Below are 18,314 nucleotides of genomic sequence, written 5' to 3'. Positions count from 1 at the left end.
AACTTTAATATTAAAATAAAAATTAAATTAAAAAACAATTGTATTGATTTTAAAAAATTAATTGATCAAAATTTATTCATTATTTAAATAATACAGTAATATTAAATAAATTATATTTTAGTCTTAAAATCGCTATAACATGAGTGTAAAAATTCTTAATTTTTATATATGCTTATTTAAAAACTATATAACTTATTTAAATTCTTAAAAATTATTTTATAAAATATAAGAACTCTTATTTTACATACTTTTCATACTTAGTTGTAATTTACAAAATTAATTCAGAACTTGTAATCTATTTTTGTATAAAAATATAATATTTACTAAATTTTACCATCACTAAAAATAAATATTAAAAGATTTTTTGAATTAAGATAAATTAGGAATTTCAAATTGAAATTCCTAAAATTAAGGATAAATCCTTGTAAGACTAGTTTTTAATAAATTATTATTCTACTTCTGCATCTACTGCATCATCTTTTTCGCTTTTTTTAGCGTCTTTGCTATCATCTTTTTTGTAAAGATTTTCAGCTAATTTATGACTTGCGTCGCTTAGTTTCTTCATTTTCTCATCTATTTGAGCTTTTGTTGCGTTTTCATTATTTACTACATCATTTAGCTCATTTATTGCACCTTCAATCTCTTGTTTAATTGCAGGTTCAACTTTATCTCCTAAATCATTTAGGCTTTTTTGAACTTGATGAACTAGGCTTTGAGCTTGATTTTTCGCATCTACTACTTCTCTTCTTAATTTATCAGCTTCTTTGTTTTTCTCAGCTTCGTTTATCATATTTTTAATCTCTTCATCACTTAATCCGCTTGAACCTGTGATTGTGATATTTTGAGCTTTACCACTTGCTTTATCTAATGCACTTACCGTTAAAATACCATTTGCGTCAATATCAAATGTAACTTCAATTTGCGGCACACCTCTTGGAGCTGCTGGGATACCTTCAAGGTTAAAATTACCAAGAGATTTATTATCACGGCTAAACTCACGCTCACCTTGTAAGACATTAATAGTAACTGCACTTTGATTATCTTCTGCAGTTGAGAATGTTTGGCTTTTTTTAGTAGGAATTGTTGCACCTTTTTCTATGATTTTACTCATAACTCCGCCTAAAGTTTCAATTCCAAGACTAAGTGGAGTAACATCAAGTAAAAGCACATCTTTTACATCACCTTGAATAATTCCTGCTTGAGTAGCAGCACCCATTGCAACAACTTCATCAGGATTTACGCTTTTATTTAGTTCTTTTCCAAATACTTTTTTAACTTCTTCTTGAACTAAAGGCACACGAGTTGAACCTCCAACCATTACTACTTCTTTAATCTCGTTTTTGCTAATTCCTGCTTCACTTATAACTTCATTGATTTTTGTGATAGTTTCAGCCACAAGTGAGTCAATCATTCCTTCAAATTGAGCTTTTGTAATTGTTTTTACAAGGTGTTTTGGACCTGTTGCATCAGCTGTAATGAATGGTAAATTCACTTCAGTTTGATTTGTGCTTGAAAGCTCTTTTTTAGCGTTTTCTGCTGCTTCTTTTAATCTTTGTAAAGCCATTTTGTCATTTCTTAAATCAATTCCTTGCTCATTTTTAAACTCAGTTGCTAAGAAATCAATTAATTTATTATCAAAATCATCTCCACCTAAAAACGCATTACCACCAGTTGCTAAAACTTCTACAACACCATCACCAGTTTCTAAGATTGTAACGTCAAATGTCCCACCACCTAGGTCATATACTGCAATTTTTTCAGCACTTACTTTATCAAGACCATAAGCTAAAGCTGCTGCGGTTGGTTCGTTTATAATTCTTAATACATTTAATCCTGCGATTTGACCTGCTTCTTTAGTAGCTTTTCTTTGTGCATCGTTAAAATATGCTGGAACGGTAATTACTGCATCAGTTACAGATGTTCCTAAATAGCTTTCAGCATCTTCTTTAAGTTTCATTAAAACTTTTGAAGAAATTTCTTGTGGAGTGTAAGTTTTACCTGCAATTTCTATCGCACAAGCACCATTTCTATCTACTATTTTATAAGGTAAATGTTTTGCCGCTTCTTTAGCATTATCTTCATTCATCATAAGACCCATAATTCTTTTAATTGAATAAATTGTTTTTTCTGGGTTTGCTACTGCTTGGCGTTTTGCACTATCACCTACTAAAACTTCGCCTTTATCTGTAAATGCTACAATTGAAGGAGTTGTGTTTTTTCCTTCTTTATTTGGAATTACTTTTTTTTCTCCACGCTCATAAATTGCTACACATGAATTTGTTGTTCCTAAATCTATACCTATTGCTTTTCCCATAATTTTCTCCTTTTATTTTGATACGCTTACTTTGCAAGCTCTAATTATTCTGTCATTTATCATATAACCCTTTTGAAACATAGCTGCAACACAATTTGGCTCAAGCTCTGCTTCAACATGCATCATAGCTTCGTGATAACTAGGGTCAAATTCATCACCTTCATTAGCTACGATTTCTTTAATTCCATGTTTTGCTAGGATATTTTTAAATAAACTTAAAGTATTGTCAATACCTTGTTTAAGTTGTTTTGAAAACTCATCATCTGCTTCAAAATTACTAGCATTTTCTAATGCGTCTAAAACAGGGATTAAATCCTTTAATAAGCCTTCTTGTGCATAAAGCACAGCACTTTGCTTATCTTTTTCTAAGCGTTTTTTATAATTTTCAAAATCTGCATTAGCTCTAAGATAAGCGTCTTTTAATTTTGCAAATTCTTCATTTGCCTTATCAAGCTCTGCTCTTAAAGCAATTTCTTCATTACTTAACTCATTTTGTTCGCATTCACAATTTTCATTGCATTCGCAAACTTCTTCGTTATTTACTACATTTTCTTCTTGCGTGGCTTTTTCGCTCATATCGCCTCCCTTAATTGATTTAAAACATTTTCATAGTCTGTAAAAATACTACCTGCAATTATTAAAGAGCTTTTATTTTGCATATAATTACAATCTAATTTAACTCCCATAAAATCAGGTAAAAATAGCTCATCATAAATCAAGTTATTAGTAAAATAATCAAGTAACTTTAAATTCATAATAGAACTAAATGAAGAAAGTTTTACAATATTTGCAAAAATTTTTTCTCCACATATAAATTTAATTTTATTTTTAAAAGAATTTTCAATATCACTTAAAGTATTTATTAAATTTAATCTATATAAAATAGTCTTAATATCATTTATCTCGTATCCTTTTAACTGATTAAAAAGTATATTTAATTCATCGTTAAAATCAATCAAAACCCTATTTTCTATAAAATCTAAAATAATAAATCTATTTTCAATGTTTAAAATATCATTTAAAAATATTTTTTTGTTATCAACAATAAGGAAAAACAAATCATTCTCGTTAGCAACTCTTAATAAATTTAAAGCTGAGTTTAATTCTAATTTAGAATTTAATTCATAATTAAAAAATTGCTTCCAATAATATTTCATAGCTTTTTGAGTAGGAATTCTTCCACCGCTTGCGTGAAGTTTTGAAATATAACCATCACTATCAAGTTGTTTAAAATAAACTCTTATAGTGCTTGCAGGAACATTCAAACTATCTTGCAATAACATAGAGCCAATTGGATTTTGCTCGCTTAAATAAGCTTTAATCATTTGCTCTAGTATAAAATCAGTTTTTTTACTCATTATCACTCATACCTTAAAATTGATAAACGAATTATATCACTTGAGTTGTTAACTATCAAGTAACTATTTAGTCTAATACACTCAACTTAATTTAGTAAAATTATTTAATCATATATTTTATACATTATTTCGTATATATTTTATTTTTTAATGTATTGATTTAAGGATATTTTGTATTTTTTATATTTTTTTCCAAATATAAACTCCGTTTTAGCGAAGTTTAATTTTTAAAATCGTATAATTTAAAAATGATTGAGACGAACGATATATTTAATTTATTACATAATGCGATAGAGAGTAAAGAAAATGGTAAGAAAATTTCTTTGCAAGCAATGTCGCAGCGTTTAGGATTACCTATGCGAACTTATCAAGACTGGCGTTTAGGTAATTCTAAACCACAAGCAGTAAAAGCTGTATTTACAATGCTTTGTGAATTAGATGATGATGAGTTATTATTTTTAATGTCTCGTATAAGAAAACAATTAAAGGATTAAAAGTGATTACCGAAAAGGAAAGAATAGAGCTTGATATGATATTTAATAGTATTAGAACAAGTAAAAAAAATATAATAAAAAGATATTTAAAAAATATCTGCAAAAAACTTTTATATCCTCGTAAAAAGCAATATAATCATCAATTTAATTAATTTTCAAATTCTTTAACCTAAATTAAAGAATTTGAATCATATCTTAGATATTTTAAATTATTTTATTTCAATACTTTCAATAATATCGCCTTGGCGGATACTATCAAGAACCTTTAAGCCATCTTCGTTATTAACTTGACCAAAAATCGTATGAACTCCATCTAAGTGTGGTTGTGCTGAATGACAAACAAAAAATTGAGAGCCACCAGTATCACGACCAGCGTGAGCCATAGATAAAGTCCCTCTTAAATGCTTATGCTCTTGATTTTTACATTCACATTTAATATTCCAACCAGGACCACCTGTGCCTGTGCCTAAAGGACAACCACCTTGAATAACGAAATTAGGAATTACTCTATGAAATTTTAGACCATTATAAAATCCATTTTTTGCTAAATGAACGAAATTTAAAGTAGCTTGCGGGCTATCTTTAAATAAAGTTAATTTCATATCACCTTTATTTGTCTTAATAATAGCTTCATTAATATTTTCTAAATCTGCAAAATTGTCATATACTTTTAACATAATTTTTCCTTATTCTATATTTGTATAAACTGCTTGAACATCATCATCTTCTTCAAGCTTATCTAATAATTTTTCAAGTTCAGTGATTTGCTCTTCACTAAGACTTATTGGATTGTTTGGGACATATTCAAGTCTTCCACTAACAAGCTCTAATTTAAGCTCATCAATTCCTGTGCTAAGCTCTTTAAAGCTATCATAAGCTCCGATAATTCTTACATTTTCTTCTTCATCTTCTAATTCTTCTAAACCAAAATCAATTAGGCTTAATTCTAATTCTTCTAAATCCATATTAGGTTTTTTACATACAAAAACACTTTTTCTTGAAAATAAAAATTCTAAACTACCATTTACAAGTGGAGTAGCTCCGTTTTTATTAAAAATAGCTTTTATATTAGCTGCGGTTCTATTGGTATTATCAGTAGCAACTTCAACTATAATTTGCACTCCGTAATTAGCTTTAGCTTCATAATGAAGGCTTTTAATATCGTTTCCATCTTTACCTGCTGCTCTTTTTAATGCCGCGTCAATATTATCTTTTGGCATATTTTGAGCTTTTGCTGTTGCTATTGCTGAACGAAGTTTTGCGTTCATTTCAGGGTCAATTCCACCTTCTTTTGCTGCAACTTCAATAGCTTTTGCTAACTTTGGAAATATCTTACTCATCTTATCCCAACGAGCTTCTTTTGCTGCACGTCTGTATTCAAACGCTCTTCCCATATTCACCTCTTATAATTAAAATTTGGTTAAGATTTTACAAAAACAAGGATAACTAATGATTAGACCTGCTAGAATGAGTGATTATAAGGCTTGCGAGATTTTAGACTTAGCAATGGCTGAGTTTAGTGAAAACTTTTTTAACGAAACAAATTATCAAAAGAAAATTGAAAAATTTTATGATTTTTTTGGTAAGGAAAAAACTAGATTTTGTCTTGATAATTTATTTGTATATGAAAAAGACAATCAAATTATTTCAATTTGTTGTGCTTATGGCGATAGAGAATATAATGATGACGCTTTAAAGCAATATTTAAAAAATATAAACTCAAATTATGAGATTATAAAAGAATGCGATAAAGATGAATTTTATATAGATAGTGTAGCGATAATTCCTAGCTATAGAAAAATGGGGATATTAAAAGAAATGCTTGAATATGCAATTAATATAGCAAAAAATAAAGGTTATAACAAAATTACACTAATAACCAAATCTTCACAAATATACGAAAGATATGGTTTTAAAGTAATAAATGAGTGTAAAGAATTTGAAAACTATTTTAAAATGCTAAAAGAAATTTGAATATATTAATTTACAAATAGTGCAAAAAACAATAATTATAAAAACCCATCTAATTATATTTATATTAATTTTTAGAAGGCATTTACCACCTAAATAAGCGCCTATTATCCCACCTATTCCCATAATAAGACCAAGTTTAATTAAAACATCATAAAAGCACAAAAAGAAACATAAAGAACAAACATTGCTTGTAGTGTTTAATAATTTAGTATTTATTGACGCTTGCTTTAGATTAAATCCTAATAAAGAAGTAAATGCTAATATCCAAAACGAGCCAGTTCCTGGTCCTATAAAACCATCATAAAATCCCAAAATAACACCAAAAATTATTAAAAATAAAGTAGTGCTTAAAATAGCTTTTTTGTTTATATTCCCTAAATTTGGCTTAAAAATAGTATAAATAAATACTAATATTAAAATAACTAAAATAAGTGGCATAATAGCTTCATTAGATATTAAAAGCAAAACATAACTTCCAAGAATTGAAAAAATTGCTGTTATTAAAATTCCAAGTCTTAATTCTTTAAATTTTATTTCTTTTCTTAAACTAAATACAGCAGAAACTGCAGCCATACTAGCTTGTAACTTGCTAGTTGCAATGGCTAAAGATGGTGGCACTCCAAGTCCTAAAATCACAGGCAATGTAACAAGTCCGCCACCACCCACAATAGCGTCAATAAAACCACCAATAAAAGAAGCTAAAAAGCCTATAAAATATTCTAATAAACTAAATTCCATAAAGAAATTATATAATAATTTTAGTTAAATTATACAAGACTAAATAAGTTTATAAAAAGTCTTTTATATAAATAAATTTTATAATTAGTAATAAAAATTATTTTAAATAATATTCATAAGTTAGTTTAAGTAAAGTTATAAAAACAATAACTAAAAATATTTTTTTGATAGAATCACTTTTGTATTTTAAAACAAATTTAGCACCTAAAAATGCTCCAAATATACCACACATAGCCATTTTTAGACCAAGTGAATAATAAATCTTAAAATCTATCATAAATATTATAAGAGAAATCATACCACTTGCCATACATAAAGCTTTAGCATTAATACTTGCTTGTTTAATATCTTGACCTATTAAACTAATGCTAGCAAATATCCAAAATGAACCTGTAGCAGGCCCTAAAAATCCATCATAAAATCCTATCAATAAGCCAAAAAACGGATAGAATAATTTTTCACTCATTATTTGCTTAGCTTTAATACTACCTAGTTTTGAATTGAAAATAGAATATATAAAAATCAATAAAAGAGTAAATAATATAATGGGTTTTAATGGTTCAGGATTAATTATTAAAAGAACCCTAGCACCTAAAATACCACCTATTATGCTAAAAATCATTCCTATAAATACTTTTTTAAATTCTATATATTTAAAAAGGGTTGAAAACGAACAACACATCGCAAACATTGCTTGAAATTTGTGAGTGCTAATGGCTAATTGTTCTCCTAAACCAAAAGCAATTAGCATAGGTATTATAATAAGCCCTCCACCGCCGCAAATTGCATCAATAAAGCCAGCAAATAGTGCCGATATTAAAACTACAATTTCTTGGATAATACTAATTTCTGGCATTTTTAATTAATTCTTGTAAAGAATTTTCATCATTAGTCTGAGATATTCTATATAAAGCAAAATCATATTTTAAAGGGTCTTCATTGCAAAAATTTTTTAAAGCCTTACTAAGCTCTAGCATACATTTTTGATCAGCTTGTTTTCTTTTAATAAGTCCTAACATAAGCCCCATTTTATGTGTATGCGTATCAAGTGGCATTAGTAAATCAGCAGGGCTAATTTCACTAAACAAACCTAAATCTAAATTATCATTTCTTACCATCCAACGATAATACATACAATATCTTTTATACGCACTTGTATTATTAACTTTACTAAAAAAGAATTCATACCCATCACTTCTATAATCATTCAATGAATAAATTTCAGTAATTAAAGCTTGAATAACTTCTAATATTTTATTATTTTTGCTTGTTTTATAAATTTTATGACTAAAATCTTTTATACTTGATTTTTCTTTAAATCTTTTTAGACTAATAAAAATTTCTGCTACGTCTCTTTCGTTTTGAAATCTATATTTGTGATTTATTTGCCTTATTTCTTCATCACTTTTATTAAGTAAAGTAAAATCAAGTTTTTTTAAAAATTTTACTATAGCACCAGCATTTCCATACGCAAATAAAGCGCATATTAAAGCAATAAATTCTATATCTTTGCTATTAATATTATCATATACTACTTGCAATGGGTCAGGATGTGAATATAAATTATCAATTGTATTTTTAATACCACTTTGTTCATCTAATAATTTTTTTATCATATTCTCTCTTTTAAAGAAGTAATTTTTATATAAGATTCTTCTAATCTACTTCTACTTATTTTGCCATCATCTACCGCTTGACTTATAATATCAACAACATAACTTGCTGTATCTCCATACTTTATCCTAGATAATCCAAAATATAATATATCAACTCCAGCATTTATACTATCAATTATCCTATCTTTAAAATCTATGCCATCTAAATCACCACCTAAGATATCATCACTTACTATTACCCCATTAAATGATAAATCATTTTTTAATATATTAATGATTTTCTTAGACATATTTGCTGGTTTTTTATCTAGTATAGGATAAATTTTATTTGAAACCATTATCATATCAACTTTATTAGTTTGTGTAAAATCATAAAATGGCTTTAAAAAACTTAATCTATAATCTTTAACAAAACTTGAAGAATTATTCATATCTCCAGGAAAAGTTTTAGCTGCTATTAAAATATTACTTTGCCTAAAAGCATCAGAGTATTCTCTAGCATAGATACTAAGTTTATCTAATAAATCATTAGTTATACTAGTATTTACCCCTAATGTTAAATTTAAATTAAGTCCTAATTCTTTTAAATTTAAAGCTGATTTTAGATAATTCAATCTAGCATCATTAATATTTAAATTCTGATTAATAAAATCAGGTTCTTTACAATATAAAAAATCATAATTTTTATCTAAATCTTTATAATCAATACCTAAAAATAATGGATTTACAATTGCTATATTTTTAAATCTACTTACTAATTTTTTTGCCTGTTCAATATCTGTGAAATTATTTGCCCTAAAAACTATACCACCAACTTTTCCAAGACTAGCTTCTTGACCTAATTTTCTTATATTGTATTCTTTAATATCTTTTCCATTAAAACCTATCATAATCATCTGACCGGCTAGTCTTTGGGTGCTTATATTTGATAAATTTTGAGAATACAATACAATATTTATAAATAATATAATTAAAAATTTTTTCATTTTTTTAATAAATCTTGTAAGCTAGTTTTTACATTCTTGCCATTTAAAATTAATAAAATTTCATTAGCAATAGGACAATATATATTATGTGTTTTTGCAATTTTACAAACTGATTTAGTGGTATCAATTCCTTCAGCAACTTCATTTAATTCTTGCTTAATTTCATCTTGATTATAGCCCTTTGCAAGCATTAATCCCACTCTGTAATTTCTTGATAATGTTGAGCTAGCAGTTAAAAATAAATCACCTGCCCCACTTAAACCTAGAAAAGTATTATCTTTAGCACCAAAAAACTTACCAAATCTAGTAATTTCTATAAGACCACGAGAAATAAGAGCAGCTCTTGCGTTATTACCTAATTCTAAACCATCACAAATTCCACTAGCAATAGCAATAATATTTTTATATGCACCACAAATCTCAGCACCAACGACATCATTATCGGTGTATGTCTTTATAAAACTAGGAAAAAAATTAGCAAATTCTTGATTTAACTTATCATTAACACCACTAATTACAAGTGCTGTTGGTAAATTTTTACTAACTTCTGTTGCAAAAGATGGGCCAGTTAAAACACTAATATTTTCTATTGGAAAAAACTTAGAAAATACATCGTGTAAAAACAAGTCTTGATAAATACCTTTTGAAGCGATTAATACATAATTATCATTTAAATTACTAAAGTTAGCTCTAAGATAATCATAGGTTCCTTGAGCACTTAATGCAAATATTAAATATTTACTTTTTTTAGCTTCGTTTATATCAATATATTCACCTGATTTTTTACTAAAAGAACAAATATTTACTTTGTTATTAAGTGAGATAGCATGAGCTATTGCACTACCCCACTTACCAGAACCAATTACGCTAATCATCCAAGCTTAGCCTTTAAAAGCTCATTTACTTTATTTGGATTAAAAGCTCCTTTGCCTTCTTTCATAGTCTGCCCTACAAAAAATCCAAACAATTTATCTTTACCCGACTTATATTCAGCTACCTTATCTGCATTCTTAGATAATATTTCATCTATTATTGCATTAATAGCACCATCATCACTAACTTGTTTTAATCCTAGTTTATCAATAGCATCGCTTACACTTATATCGTTTTCAAACAAATAAGCTAAAACATCTTTGCCTGCTTTATTTGATATTTCACTATTTTCAATAGCTTTTATCAAATCTGCTAATTTTTCTTTTCCCACAGGAGAATTTGTTATATTTAATTCACCTTTTAATAAACCCATTAATTCTACACTTAACCAAGTTGTACTAAGTTTTGGAGAACAACCTGATTTTATTAAATATTCAAAAAACATAGCCATTTCTAGTGAGCTTACTAAAACCTTAGCATCATCTTCTTTTAGCCCATACTCGCTAACATAACGAGATATTTTCTCATCTGCAAGTTCAGGAATTGCAACATTAATCATATCAGCACTAGCAAATACAGGTAATAAATCAGGGTCTGCAAAATATCTATATTCAGCAGCTTCTTCTTTGCTTCTCATAGGTTTTGTAATAAGTCTTGTAGTATCAAATAATCTTGTTTCTTGAACTACTTCACTATCATACTTACCATCCATCCAAGCAGCTATTTGGCGTTCTTTCTCATACTCTATTGCTTTTTGAATAAATTTAAAACTATTTAAATTCTTAATTTCTACTCTTGTATAAAATTTATTATCGCCTTTAGGTCTAATAGATATATTAACATCACATCTAAAAGAGCCTTCTTGCATATTAGCATCACTAATATCTAAAAATCTTATAATAGAATGAAGTTTTTTAAGATAAGCTACAGCTTCATCAGCACTTCTAATATCTGGCTCACTTACAATCTCAAGTAGTGGAGTTCCTGCACGATTTAAATCCACTAAAGAATTATCGTTTTCGTGAATATTTTTACCTGCATCTTCTTCAAGGTGAGCTCTAGTAATTCCTACTATTTTTTTACCAAACTCACCTTCAATTTCTAATTTTCCACCTTCAACTATTGCCACATCAAATTGTGATATTTGATAAGCTTTAGGTAAATCAGGATAAAAATAGTTTTTTCTATTAAAAATACTTACTTCATTAATTTTTGCATTAATTGCTTTACCAAAATATATAGCCTTTTGTAAAGCTTCTTTATTTAATACAGGTAAAGCTCCAGGCAATGCCAAACACACAGGGCAAACATTAGTATTAGCAACTTCACCAAAACTTGTCGCACAAGAACAAAAAATCTTAGTTTTTGTATTAAGCTGAGTATGAACTTCTAAACCAATAACTACTTCAAATTCCATTAATGCTCCTCATCAATTGCAATAGCACTAGCTATATATACATAAGTTAAAATCATAAATACAAACGATTGTAAAAATGCCATAAATGTTAAAAGAAAATATGGTGGAAGCGGAGCTACGATTGGAACTAAAGCTAAAATAACACCTAAAAATAAATCATCTCCTTTAATATTTCCAAAAAGACGGAAAGATAAAGAAACTATACGAGAAAAATGTGATATCACTTCAACAACAAACATAAGTGGAGCAATCACTTTAACAGGACCAAAAAAATGCTTGAAATACTTAAAAAATCCTTGAGTTTTTATGCCTTCGTAATGATAGTATATAAAAACAATTATTGCTAAAGGAAGTGTTAAATTTAAACTAGCACTAGGAGCTTCAAATCCAGGAATTATACCTATTATATTGCTTACAAAAACAACTAATCCAAGAGTAGCGATTAAAGGAACATATTTTAAAGCTGCTTCCTTTGAGCCTAAAGTATCTTTACCCATAGATAAAACACCATCTAAAAACATTTCCATAATATTTTGAATACCTTTTGGAACTAATTGCATTTTAGAAGTTGCTAATTTTGCTAAAACCAAAATAATTGCAATAACTAAAACGAAATGAATTAAATAAGTAATCGCTTTATTGTCATCAGCTATAAAATCACTAAATAAAAATAAATTGTGCATTTATTATCCTTAAAATTTGAAAGTAATCTGCTGATTTTACAAAAGCTAATTTAGTATTTGGTTAATGTTTTTGTAAAAAATATGGAATATGATTTGCTTAATTTAAACATATTTAAAATAAGGAAAAATAATGAGATTTATGATATTTTTGATATTTATATTAAATTCCTTAATGGCTTCACAAATAAAAGATATTGCAAATATTGTTGGAGTTAGGGATAATGAATTAATCGGATATGGTTTAGTTGTTGGTCTAAATGGTAGTGGAGATGGTTCTAGTAGCGAATTTACTATTCAATCAATTGCAAATATGCTAGGCTCTATGAATATCAAAATAAGCCCTGATGATATTAAAAGTAAAAATACCGCAGCAGTTATGATTAGTGCAAAATTACCTGCCTTTGCAAAAAGTGGGGATAAAATTGATGTAAATGTAGCTTCATTAGGTGATGCTAAAAGTTTAAAAGGTGGAACACTTTTATTAAGTGCTTTAAAAGGTGTTGATGGAAATATTTACGCATTAGCTCAAGGAGCGCTTAGTATAGATAGTAGCGGTAAAGGTGCTAGTATGACAAATGCAAAAATAACAAATGGAGCTAGTATAGAAAGAGAAGTTAATTTTGATTTTAACAATCAAGAAAGAATTACTCTAAGTCTAAAGCAAAATGATTTTGCACTAGCTAGTAAAATAAAAAATGCAATAAATAAAGCTTATGATTTAGATATAGCAAAAGCTACAGATGGTAAAACAATAATAATAGAAAGACCAGAAGAAGAAAGTGCAGTTGATTTTATAGCAAAAGTATTATCGCTAGATGCTGGAGAAATAAACGCAAATAGTAAAATCATAATAAATGAAAAAACAGGAACGATAATAAGTGGAATTGATGTAGAAGTTAGTCCTGTTTTAATATCTCATGGAAATATAACAATTAAAATTGAACCTAAAAGACCTTATGAACTAAAAGACAATGAAGTTGATTTAAAAGATGGTAGTGTAATTGATACTAGCTCAAATATTTTAAGAATTACTAACGATAAAATAACTTTAGCAAATATCACTAGAGCCTTAAATAAATTAGGTGCAAGCCCTGCTGATGTAATAACGATTATTAAAAATTTAAAACAAGCTGGGGCAATTAATGCTGAATTGGAGATTTTATAATGGATATATCAAAAATTTATGAAAATACATATAAAAATACTCTACCAAATACAAATACCTTAATAAAATTAAGCGAAGATAGTAAAAATAATTTTTCTAATTTATTAGAAAAAGAAATTAATAAAATAGAAAATAAAAAATCTCATGAAATTTTAAATTCTAATTTAATAAACCAGCCAAATACTGCAAAAGTAGATGAAAAATTGTTAAAAGAACAAACAGATGCTTTTGAAGCATTTATGATAAAAAGTGTCCTTGATATTAGTCTTAAATTAGAAAATCCACTATTTGGAAAAGACGCTGGAGATGATATTTATGGCTCAATGTATAATGATGCTATGAGTAAGGCTTTAAGTGGTGGGCTTGGATTTTCTGAAATGCTATTTAATTTTTTAAAAGAAAGGCTATAAAGTTTTTTAAACTAATTCCGATATAGTATGCAAATATTATAAAAAGGTTGAAAAATGTTAAACTCACTTAGTTCATCTATGGTATATTCAAGCCAAGATATTATGAAGCCAAAAGCTACAAAAAGTGAAAATGTTGATAAAACTGAAGTTAAAGAAACCAAAAGTTCTTTGAGCCCAAAAGCAGCTGCTATAGCTGAGCAAATTGCAAATGGAACTTATAAAATTGATTTAAAATCTACCGCAAATGCAATTGCAAATGAGTTATGCTAATGATAGAAAAAAGACTAGCTACTGCTAATAATCTTTTATTAAAAATTATTAGCATAACAGAACAAGGAATAAGTGATATTAAAGAAGCTAGAAAAGACAGACTTGATACTCAAAATAAGGAAAAAGTAGAAGCACTTAATGCTTTTTTAAAAGAAAAGCAAGCTTTAGATAATGCCTTACTTGAATTAGCTACTAAAAATAATGGTAATTTATCAGATTTATTAAGTGAAAAATCAAGCGATTTATTACAACAATTAAAATTTAATTTAAATTACTTATTAGCAAAAAACAAAGAATATGCAAAATATGTGCTAAGTGTTAAAGAATTTTATGATTCTTTACTTGAAGAAATGTTAAAAGATAGCATAGAAACTAACGGATACAAACAAGAATTTAAAAGCACAACAACACTAAATCATAAAATATAAATATCTTTTAAAAGATATTTATACAGCTGATTTGCTTTGCCATTTTTTACTTTTCCAACGATATGTATTAGCAAGTCCTCTTAAAAGTTCATCAACTACAAAAGCACTCCATATTCCAACCATAGCAAAATGTAAATGTATCCCTAAAATATAAGCTAAAGGAACACTAACTCCCCACATAAAAACAATTCCAGCATAAAAAGGAAAAGCAGCATCCCCACTAGCCCTTAAAGAATTAACCATTACTATATTTAAAGCTCTTGAGCTTTCTAAGAAAAAACTTATTATAAAAAGCGGTTTTATAATATTTATTAATTCATTGCTTAAACTAAGTGCTTGAAATATATAATCTTGAATTAAAAAAACAAAACTAGCATATACTAAACTACAAATTATTGCAATTTTTAATACTTTAAAACTTTGTTTATACGCTTTTTCAAATTCTTTTGCACCAACTAGCCTACCGATGATTATCTCATTAGCCACACTTAATGCAGAGCTAGTAGTAAATATAAACATTGAAATTTGAAAAAATATACTTTGAATACTTAAAGCATCTTTTCCTAATAATCCAACAAAAGCGAAAATAACCATATATTGTGCTGACCATAGTAGATTTTCTCCTGCACTAAAGCCACCTATTGTCAAAATATTTTTTAATATTTTTTTATTAATTTTAAAAAATAGCTCAAAATAAATCTTAAGTTTTGCAATCTTAAAATATATATAAATTAGCATTGCAAGGCTTACTATCCTAGAAATTACACTTGAAATTCCCACTCCAAATAAGCCTAAATCATATTTATATAAAAATATAGCATTAAAAACAATATTAACTGCATTCATAATAAGCGATACAATCATTAATTCCTTAGCCTTAGCATAAGTTCTAATGACAGATGATAAAGCTATATTTAAGCAATCTAACAATATTACATAAGCTATAGTTTGTAAATATATTAATGAATAATCAAATATATCATTAGGAACATTTAACAACCTAAGCATATTGCCATCAAAAAAATTAATTATAAAAAATATCAAAATACCTAAAACCATATTAAAAGATATACTAATATGAGCTGACCTTATTGCTAAGTTTTTGTTATTAGCGCCTAAAGCTTGAGATATTAATACACTTGAACCAATTGAAAGGAATGAAAATATAGTTGTAGCTATTATAAAAATCTGATTTGCACTACTCATAGCTCCTATTAAAAACACATTGTATCTACTAATCATAATAGTATTTATGACAATAGAGCTAAAACGAAGTAGCATTTCTAAATAAATATTTAAAGATAATTTATAAAAATTAATTTCTTTCATAGCATTACTTAGGACTAAATGAAATTCTTAAAGAATTTCATTTAGGAATTATCTTCTTGATAAATAGTTTGTATCAAATTTATTGTTTATAAAATCAGGATTTTCCATCATAGAAATATGAAAATCTTTTGTAGTTTTAATACCACTTACTATTAATTCTTGTAAAGCACATTTCATCTTATGAATTGCCATCTCTCTTGTAGGAGCCCACACAACAAGCTTGCCTATCATACTATCATAAAACGGAGGAACGCTGTATCCTTGATAAACATGGCTTTCCATTCTCACATTTGCACCTGCAGGAGCTGTATATCTACTAATTGTCCCAGGACAAGGTGTAAATGTTTTAGGGTCTTCTGCAGTAATTCTGCACTCAATTGAATGACCTTTAAAATTTATCTCTTCTTGTTTAGGTAGAGCTTTTCCTTCAGCTACATTTATCATATGACGAATAATGTCTTCTCCACTACACATTTCACTTACGCAATGCTCAACCTGTAATCTTGTATTCATTTCAATAAAATAAAAATTTTGATAATCATCTAATAAAAACTCAAATGTCCCTGCACCTTCATATCCAATAGCTTTAGCTGCTCTTATAGCAGTTTCTAATAATTTTTCTCTAGTAGCTGGCTCTAAAATTCTAGCTGGACTTTCTTCTATTAGCTTTTGATGTCTTCTTTGCATAGAACAATCACGCTCACCTATATGAATAACATTTCCAAAGCTATCTCCTATGATTTGCACTTCAATATGGCGTGGATTTTTAATGTATTTTTCAATATACATTCTACCATCACCAAATGCACTTGTAGCTTCGCTTTCAGCAGACCAATATGCTTTTTCTAAATCAGCAGCCTTTTCAACCACACGCATACCACGACCACCACCACCTGCAGCAGCTTTTAAAATAACAGGATAGCCCATTTCTTCAGCTAATTCTTTTGCAACTTCTACTCCACTAATAGCCCCATCACTACCTGGGATTACTGGAACACCTGCTCTTTTCATAACTTGTTTAGCTTTACTTTTATCACTCATAGTATTCATAGCTTCTACGCTAGGACCTATGAATTTAATATTATGACGCTCACAAATTTCTACGAAATTTTGATTTTCACTCAAAAACCCATATCCAGGAAAAATCGCATCAGCACCACATAATTCAGCAGCACTAATAATTGATGGGATATTTAAATAACTCTCGCTTGATTTTGGACCACCAACGCAAATACTAGCATCACAATATTTTAAATATAAAGCGTCTTTATCAGCACTAGAATATATACAAATAGCTTCTTTACCCATTTCTTTAATCGTTCTAATAGCTCTTAGAGCTATTTCTCCACGATTAGCAATTAAAATCTTTTTAATCTCTCTCATTGCAACCTACTTATAGTTTTTCAACTGCAAATAATTCTGTTCCATACTCCACAGGTTGTCCATCTTCTACTAAAGCACTTACGATTTTGCAATCAAATTCAGCTTCAATTTCATTCATAATTTTCATAGCTTCAATAATGCAAATTGTATCGCCTTTTCTCACTGTTTGACCAACTTTTACGAAACTAGCTGCCCCTGGACTTGGTGCTTGATAAAATGTTCCTACCATTGGGCTTGTAATTGCTGGATGAGTGTTTTTAGCAGGTTGTGCTTCATTTACTACATTTACATTAATTGGTGCTGGAGCACTTTGTGGCATTACTGCAGGAATTGGTGCGCATTCAACAACCGTTCCTTGCTTTTCTAAGCTAATTTCAAAATCGCCTTCTTTGATTTTGATTTTGCCTATATTTGCTTGAGCAAACATATCTATTAATTCTTTTATTTCTTCTCTTTTCATTTTCTCTCCTGATATAAAATTCTGACAATTTTAATGTTATAAATATAACAAAAATAAAATTATAACTTATAATAGCATATACTTTTAATTTCGTGTTTCAAATTCTCACATTTTTTAAAACTCATTAACAATATTTATTATGCTTTTAAATTCTTTTTCAATATTTTCACTAAAAGAAAAATTATGAATATAAATATGCAAATAATTATCTTTATAAAAAAGACTTATTTTGCGATTAATAAGTTTTGCATTATTACTAATAATATCTAATTTCTTAGGATTTAAGAATTTAAAAATTTCTAAATTATTATTAGAATACAATTTAAAATATTTATTAAAATCTACATTATCAAGTAAAATTAAAGGCTCTTTAACTCCTAAAATATCCTTAATATCGCTATTACTAACTATTATAA

23 protein-coding genes are annotated in these 18,314 nt (G+C 27.7%); 7 read left to right on the top strand and 16 right to left on the bottom strand.

Features of this window, described 5'->3' with window-relative positions:
* Window positions 1-448 precede the first annotated feature (448 nt).
* Genes dnaK through KJR01_RS09105 form a run of 3 tightly spaced genes read right to left on the bottom strand, consistent with a single transcriptional unit; the run spans window position 449 to window position 3,672 of the window.
* Window positions 449-2,314: a molecular chaperone DnaK gene (gene dnaK, locus KJR01_RS09115; protein WP_214118833.1), complete on the bottom strand. Its 1,866-nt coding sequence runs from the start codon at window positions 2,312-2,314 to the stop codon at window positions 449-451.
* Window positions 2,315-2,326: 12 nt separating this feature from the next.
* On the bottom strand, window positions 2,327-2,890 hold the full coding sequence (locus KJR01_RS09110) for a nucleotide exchange factor GrpE (protein WP_214118832.1): 564 nt from the start codon (window positions 2,888-2,890) through the stop codon (window positions 2,327-2,329).
* Complete coding sequence (locus tag KJR01_RS09105) at window positions 2,887-3,672, bottom strand: hypothetical protein (protein WP_214118830.1); 786 nt, start codon at window positions 3,670-3,672, stop codon at window positions 2,887-2,889. The genes KJR01_RS09110 and KJR01_RS09105 overlap by 4 nt, the downstream gene beginning before the upstream one ends.
* Before the next feature lie 248 nt (window positions 3,673-3,920).
* Here KJR01_RS09105 and KJR01_RS09100 point away from each other — a divergent pair, with 248 nt between their 5' ends.
* A complete protein-coding gene (locus KJR01_RS09100) occupies window positions 3,921-4,166 on the top strand; it encodes an XRE family transcriptional regulator (protein ID WP_214118828.1) in 246 nt (81 codons plus the stop codon).
* Window positions 4,167-4,168: 2 nt separating this feature from the next.
* On the top strand, window positions 4,169-4,318 hold the full coding sequence (locus KJR01_RS09095) for a hypothetical protein (RefSeq protein WP_214118826.1): 150 nt from the start codon (window positions 4,169-4,171) through the stop codon (window positions 4,316-4,318).
* Window positions 4,319-4,375: 57 nt separating this feature from the next.
* Here the strand turns inward: KJR01_RS09095 and KJR01_RS09090 are convergent, their stop codons facing one another.
* A complete protein-coding gene (locus KJR01_RS09090) occupies window positions 4,376-4,843 on the bottom strand; it encodes a peptidylprolyl isomerase (RefSeq protein WP_214118824.1) in 468 nt (155 codons plus the stop codon).
* Between the two features lie 9 nt (window positions 4,844-4,852).
* Entirely contained in the window at window positions 4,853-5,560 is a 708-nt protein-coding gene (locus KJR01_RS09085) for a YebC/PmpR family DNA-binding transcriptional regulator (RefSeq protein ID WP_214118822.1), read from the bottom strand.
* Window positions 5,561-5,615: 55 nt separating this feature from the next.
* Here KJR01_RS09085 and KJR01_RS09080 point away from each other — a divergent pair, with 55 nt between their 5' ends.
* Window positions 5,616-6,140 (top strand): GNAT family N-acetyltransferase, encoded by a 525-nt coding sequence (locus KJR01_RS09080; protein WP_214118820.1) that lies wholly within the window; start codon window positions 5,616-5,618, stop codon window positions 6,138-6,140.
* Here the strand turns inward: KJR01_RS09080 and KJR01_RS09075 are convergent.
* The 7 genes from KJR01_RS09075 to KJR01_RS09045 all read right to left on the bottom strand — a co-directional run bounded on the left by KJR01_RS09075 (window position 6,126) and on the right by KJR01_RS09045 (window position 12,453).
* The gene (locus KJR01_RS09075; protein ID WP_214118818.1) at window positions 6,126-6,878 is read right to left on the bottom strand and encodes a TSUP family transporter; all 753 of its coding nucleotides are present in this window, start codon (window positions 6,876-6,878) and stop codon (window positions 6,126-6,128) included. The two genes, KJR01_RS09080 and KJR01_RS09075, sit on opposite strands and share 15 nt — an antisense overlap.
* Window positions 6,879-6,975: 97 nt before the next feature.
* Complete coding sequence (locus KJR01_RS09070; RefSeq protein WP_214118816.1) at window positions 6,976-7,734, bottom strand: sulfite exporter TauE/SafE family protein; 759 nt, start codon at window positions 7,732-7,734, stop codon at window positions 6,976-6,978.
* Entirely contained in the window at window positions 7,721-8,494 is a 774-nt protein-coding gene (locus KJR01_RS09065) for a TIGR02757 family protein (protein ID WP_214118814.1), read from the bottom strand. Before KJR01_RS09065 ends, KJR01_RS09070 begins: the two co-directional genes overlap by 14 nt.
* A complete protein-coding gene (locus tag KJR01_RS09060; protein ID WP_214118812.1) occupies window positions 8,491-9,480 on the bottom strand; it encodes a glycoside hydrolase family 3 N-terminal domain-containing protein in 990 nt (329 codons plus the stop codon). Before KJR01_RS09060 ends, KJR01_RS09065 begins: the two co-directional genes overlap by 4 nt.
* Window positions 9,477-10,355, bottom strand: coding sequence for an NAD(P)H-dependent glycerol-3-phosphate dehydrogenase (locus tag KJR01_RS09055; protein WP_214118811.1), 879 nt, complete (start codon window positions 10,353-10,355; stop codon window positions 9,477-9,479). The genes KJR01_RS09060 and KJR01_RS09055 overlap by 4 nt, the downstream gene beginning before the upstream one ends.
* On the bottom strand, window positions 10,352-11,770 hold the full coding sequence (gatB, locus tag KJR01_RS09050) for an Asp-tRNA(Asn)/Glu-tRNA(Gln) amidotransferase subunit GatB (RefSeq protein WP_214118809.1): 1,419 nt from the start codon (window positions 11,768-11,770) through the stop codon (window positions 10,352-10,354). The genes KJR01_RS09055 and gatB overlap by 4 nt, the downstream gene beginning before the upstream one ends.
* Entirely contained in the window at window positions 11,770-12,453 is a 684-nt protein-coding gene (locus KJR01_RS09045) for a F0F1 ATP synthase subunit A (protein WP_214118807.1), read from the bottom strand. The genes gatB and KJR01_RS09045 overlap by 1 nt, the downstream gene beginning before the upstream one ends.
* A 130-nt stretch (window positions 12,454-12,583) precedes the next feature.
* On the opposite strand from KJR01_RS09045, the gene KJR01_RS09040 reads away from it, so the two are divergent.
* The 4 genes from KJR01_RS09040 to KJR01_RS09025 all read left to right on the top strand — a co-directional run bounded on the left by KJR01_RS09040 (window position 12,584) and on the right by KJR01_RS09025 (window position 14,726).
* A complete protein-coding gene (locus tag KJR01_RS09040) occupies window positions 12,584-13,618 on the top strand; it encodes a flagellar basal body P-ring protein FlgI (protein ID WP_214118805.1) in 1,035 nt (344 codons plus the stop codon).
* A 149-nt stretch (window positions 13,619-13,767) separates the two neighbouring features.
* Window positions 13,768-14,028 (top strand): rod-binding protein, encoded by a 261-nt coding sequence (locus KJR01_RS10470; protein ID WP_239803721.1) that lies wholly within the window; start codon window positions 13,768-13,770, stop codon window positions 14,026-14,028.
* Window positions 14,029-14,082: 54 nt separating this feature from the next.
* Entirely contained in the window at window positions 14,083-14,298 is a 216-nt protein-coding gene (locus tag KJR01_RS09030; protein ID WP_214118801.1) for a flagellar biosynthesis anti-sigma factor FlgM, read from the top strand.
* Window positions 14,298-14,726, top strand: coding sequence for a hypothetical protein (locus KJR01_RS09025; protein ID WP_214118799.1), 429 nt, complete (start codon window positions 14,298-14,300; stop codon window positions 14,724-14,726). The genes KJR01_RS09030 and KJR01_RS09025 overlap by 1 nt, the downstream gene beginning before the upstream one ends.
* A gap of 18 nt (window positions 14,727-14,744) precedes the next feature.
* Here the strand turns inward: KJR01_RS09025 and KJR01_RS09020 are convergent, their stop codons facing one another.
* The 4 genes from KJR01_RS09020 to KJR01_RS09005 all read right to left on the bottom strand — a co-directional run.
* On the bottom strand, window positions 14,745-16,055 hold the full coding sequence (locus KJR01_RS09020; protein ID WP_214118797.1) for an MATE family efflux transporter: 1,311 nt from the start codon (window positions 16,053-16,055) through the stop codon (window positions 14,745-14,747).
* A 48-nt stretch (window positions 16,056-16,103) separates the two neighbouring features.
* Window positions 16,104-17,438, bottom strand: coding sequence for an acetyl-CoA carboxylase biotin carboxylase subunit (locus tag KJR01_RS09015; protein WP_214118795.1), 1,335 nt, complete (start codon window positions 17,436-17,438; stop codon window positions 16,104-16,106).
* Window positions 17,439-17,448: 10 nt separating this feature from the next.
* Window positions 17,449-17,898, bottom strand: coding sequence for an acetyl-CoA carboxylase biotin carboxyl carrier protein (accB, locus tag KJR01_RS09010; RefSeq protein ID WP_214118793.1), 450 nt, complete (start codon window positions 17,896-17,898; stop codon window positions 17,449-17,451).
* A gap of 114 nt (window positions 17,899-18,012) precedes the next feature.
* Window positions 18,013-18,314, bottom strand: a 302-nt coding sequence (locus tag KJR01_RS09005; protein ID WP_214118791.1) for a DUF3137 domain-containing protein, incomplete at its 5' end; no start/stop codon positions are given.

This window comes from Campylobacter sp. 2018MI10 (assembly GCF_018501175.1).
Taxonomy (GTDB): Bacteria; Campylobacterota; Campylobacteria; order Campylobacterales; family Campylobacteraceae; genus Campylobacter_E.
This window is presented reverse-complemented; position numbering and strand designations above follow the sequence as displayed.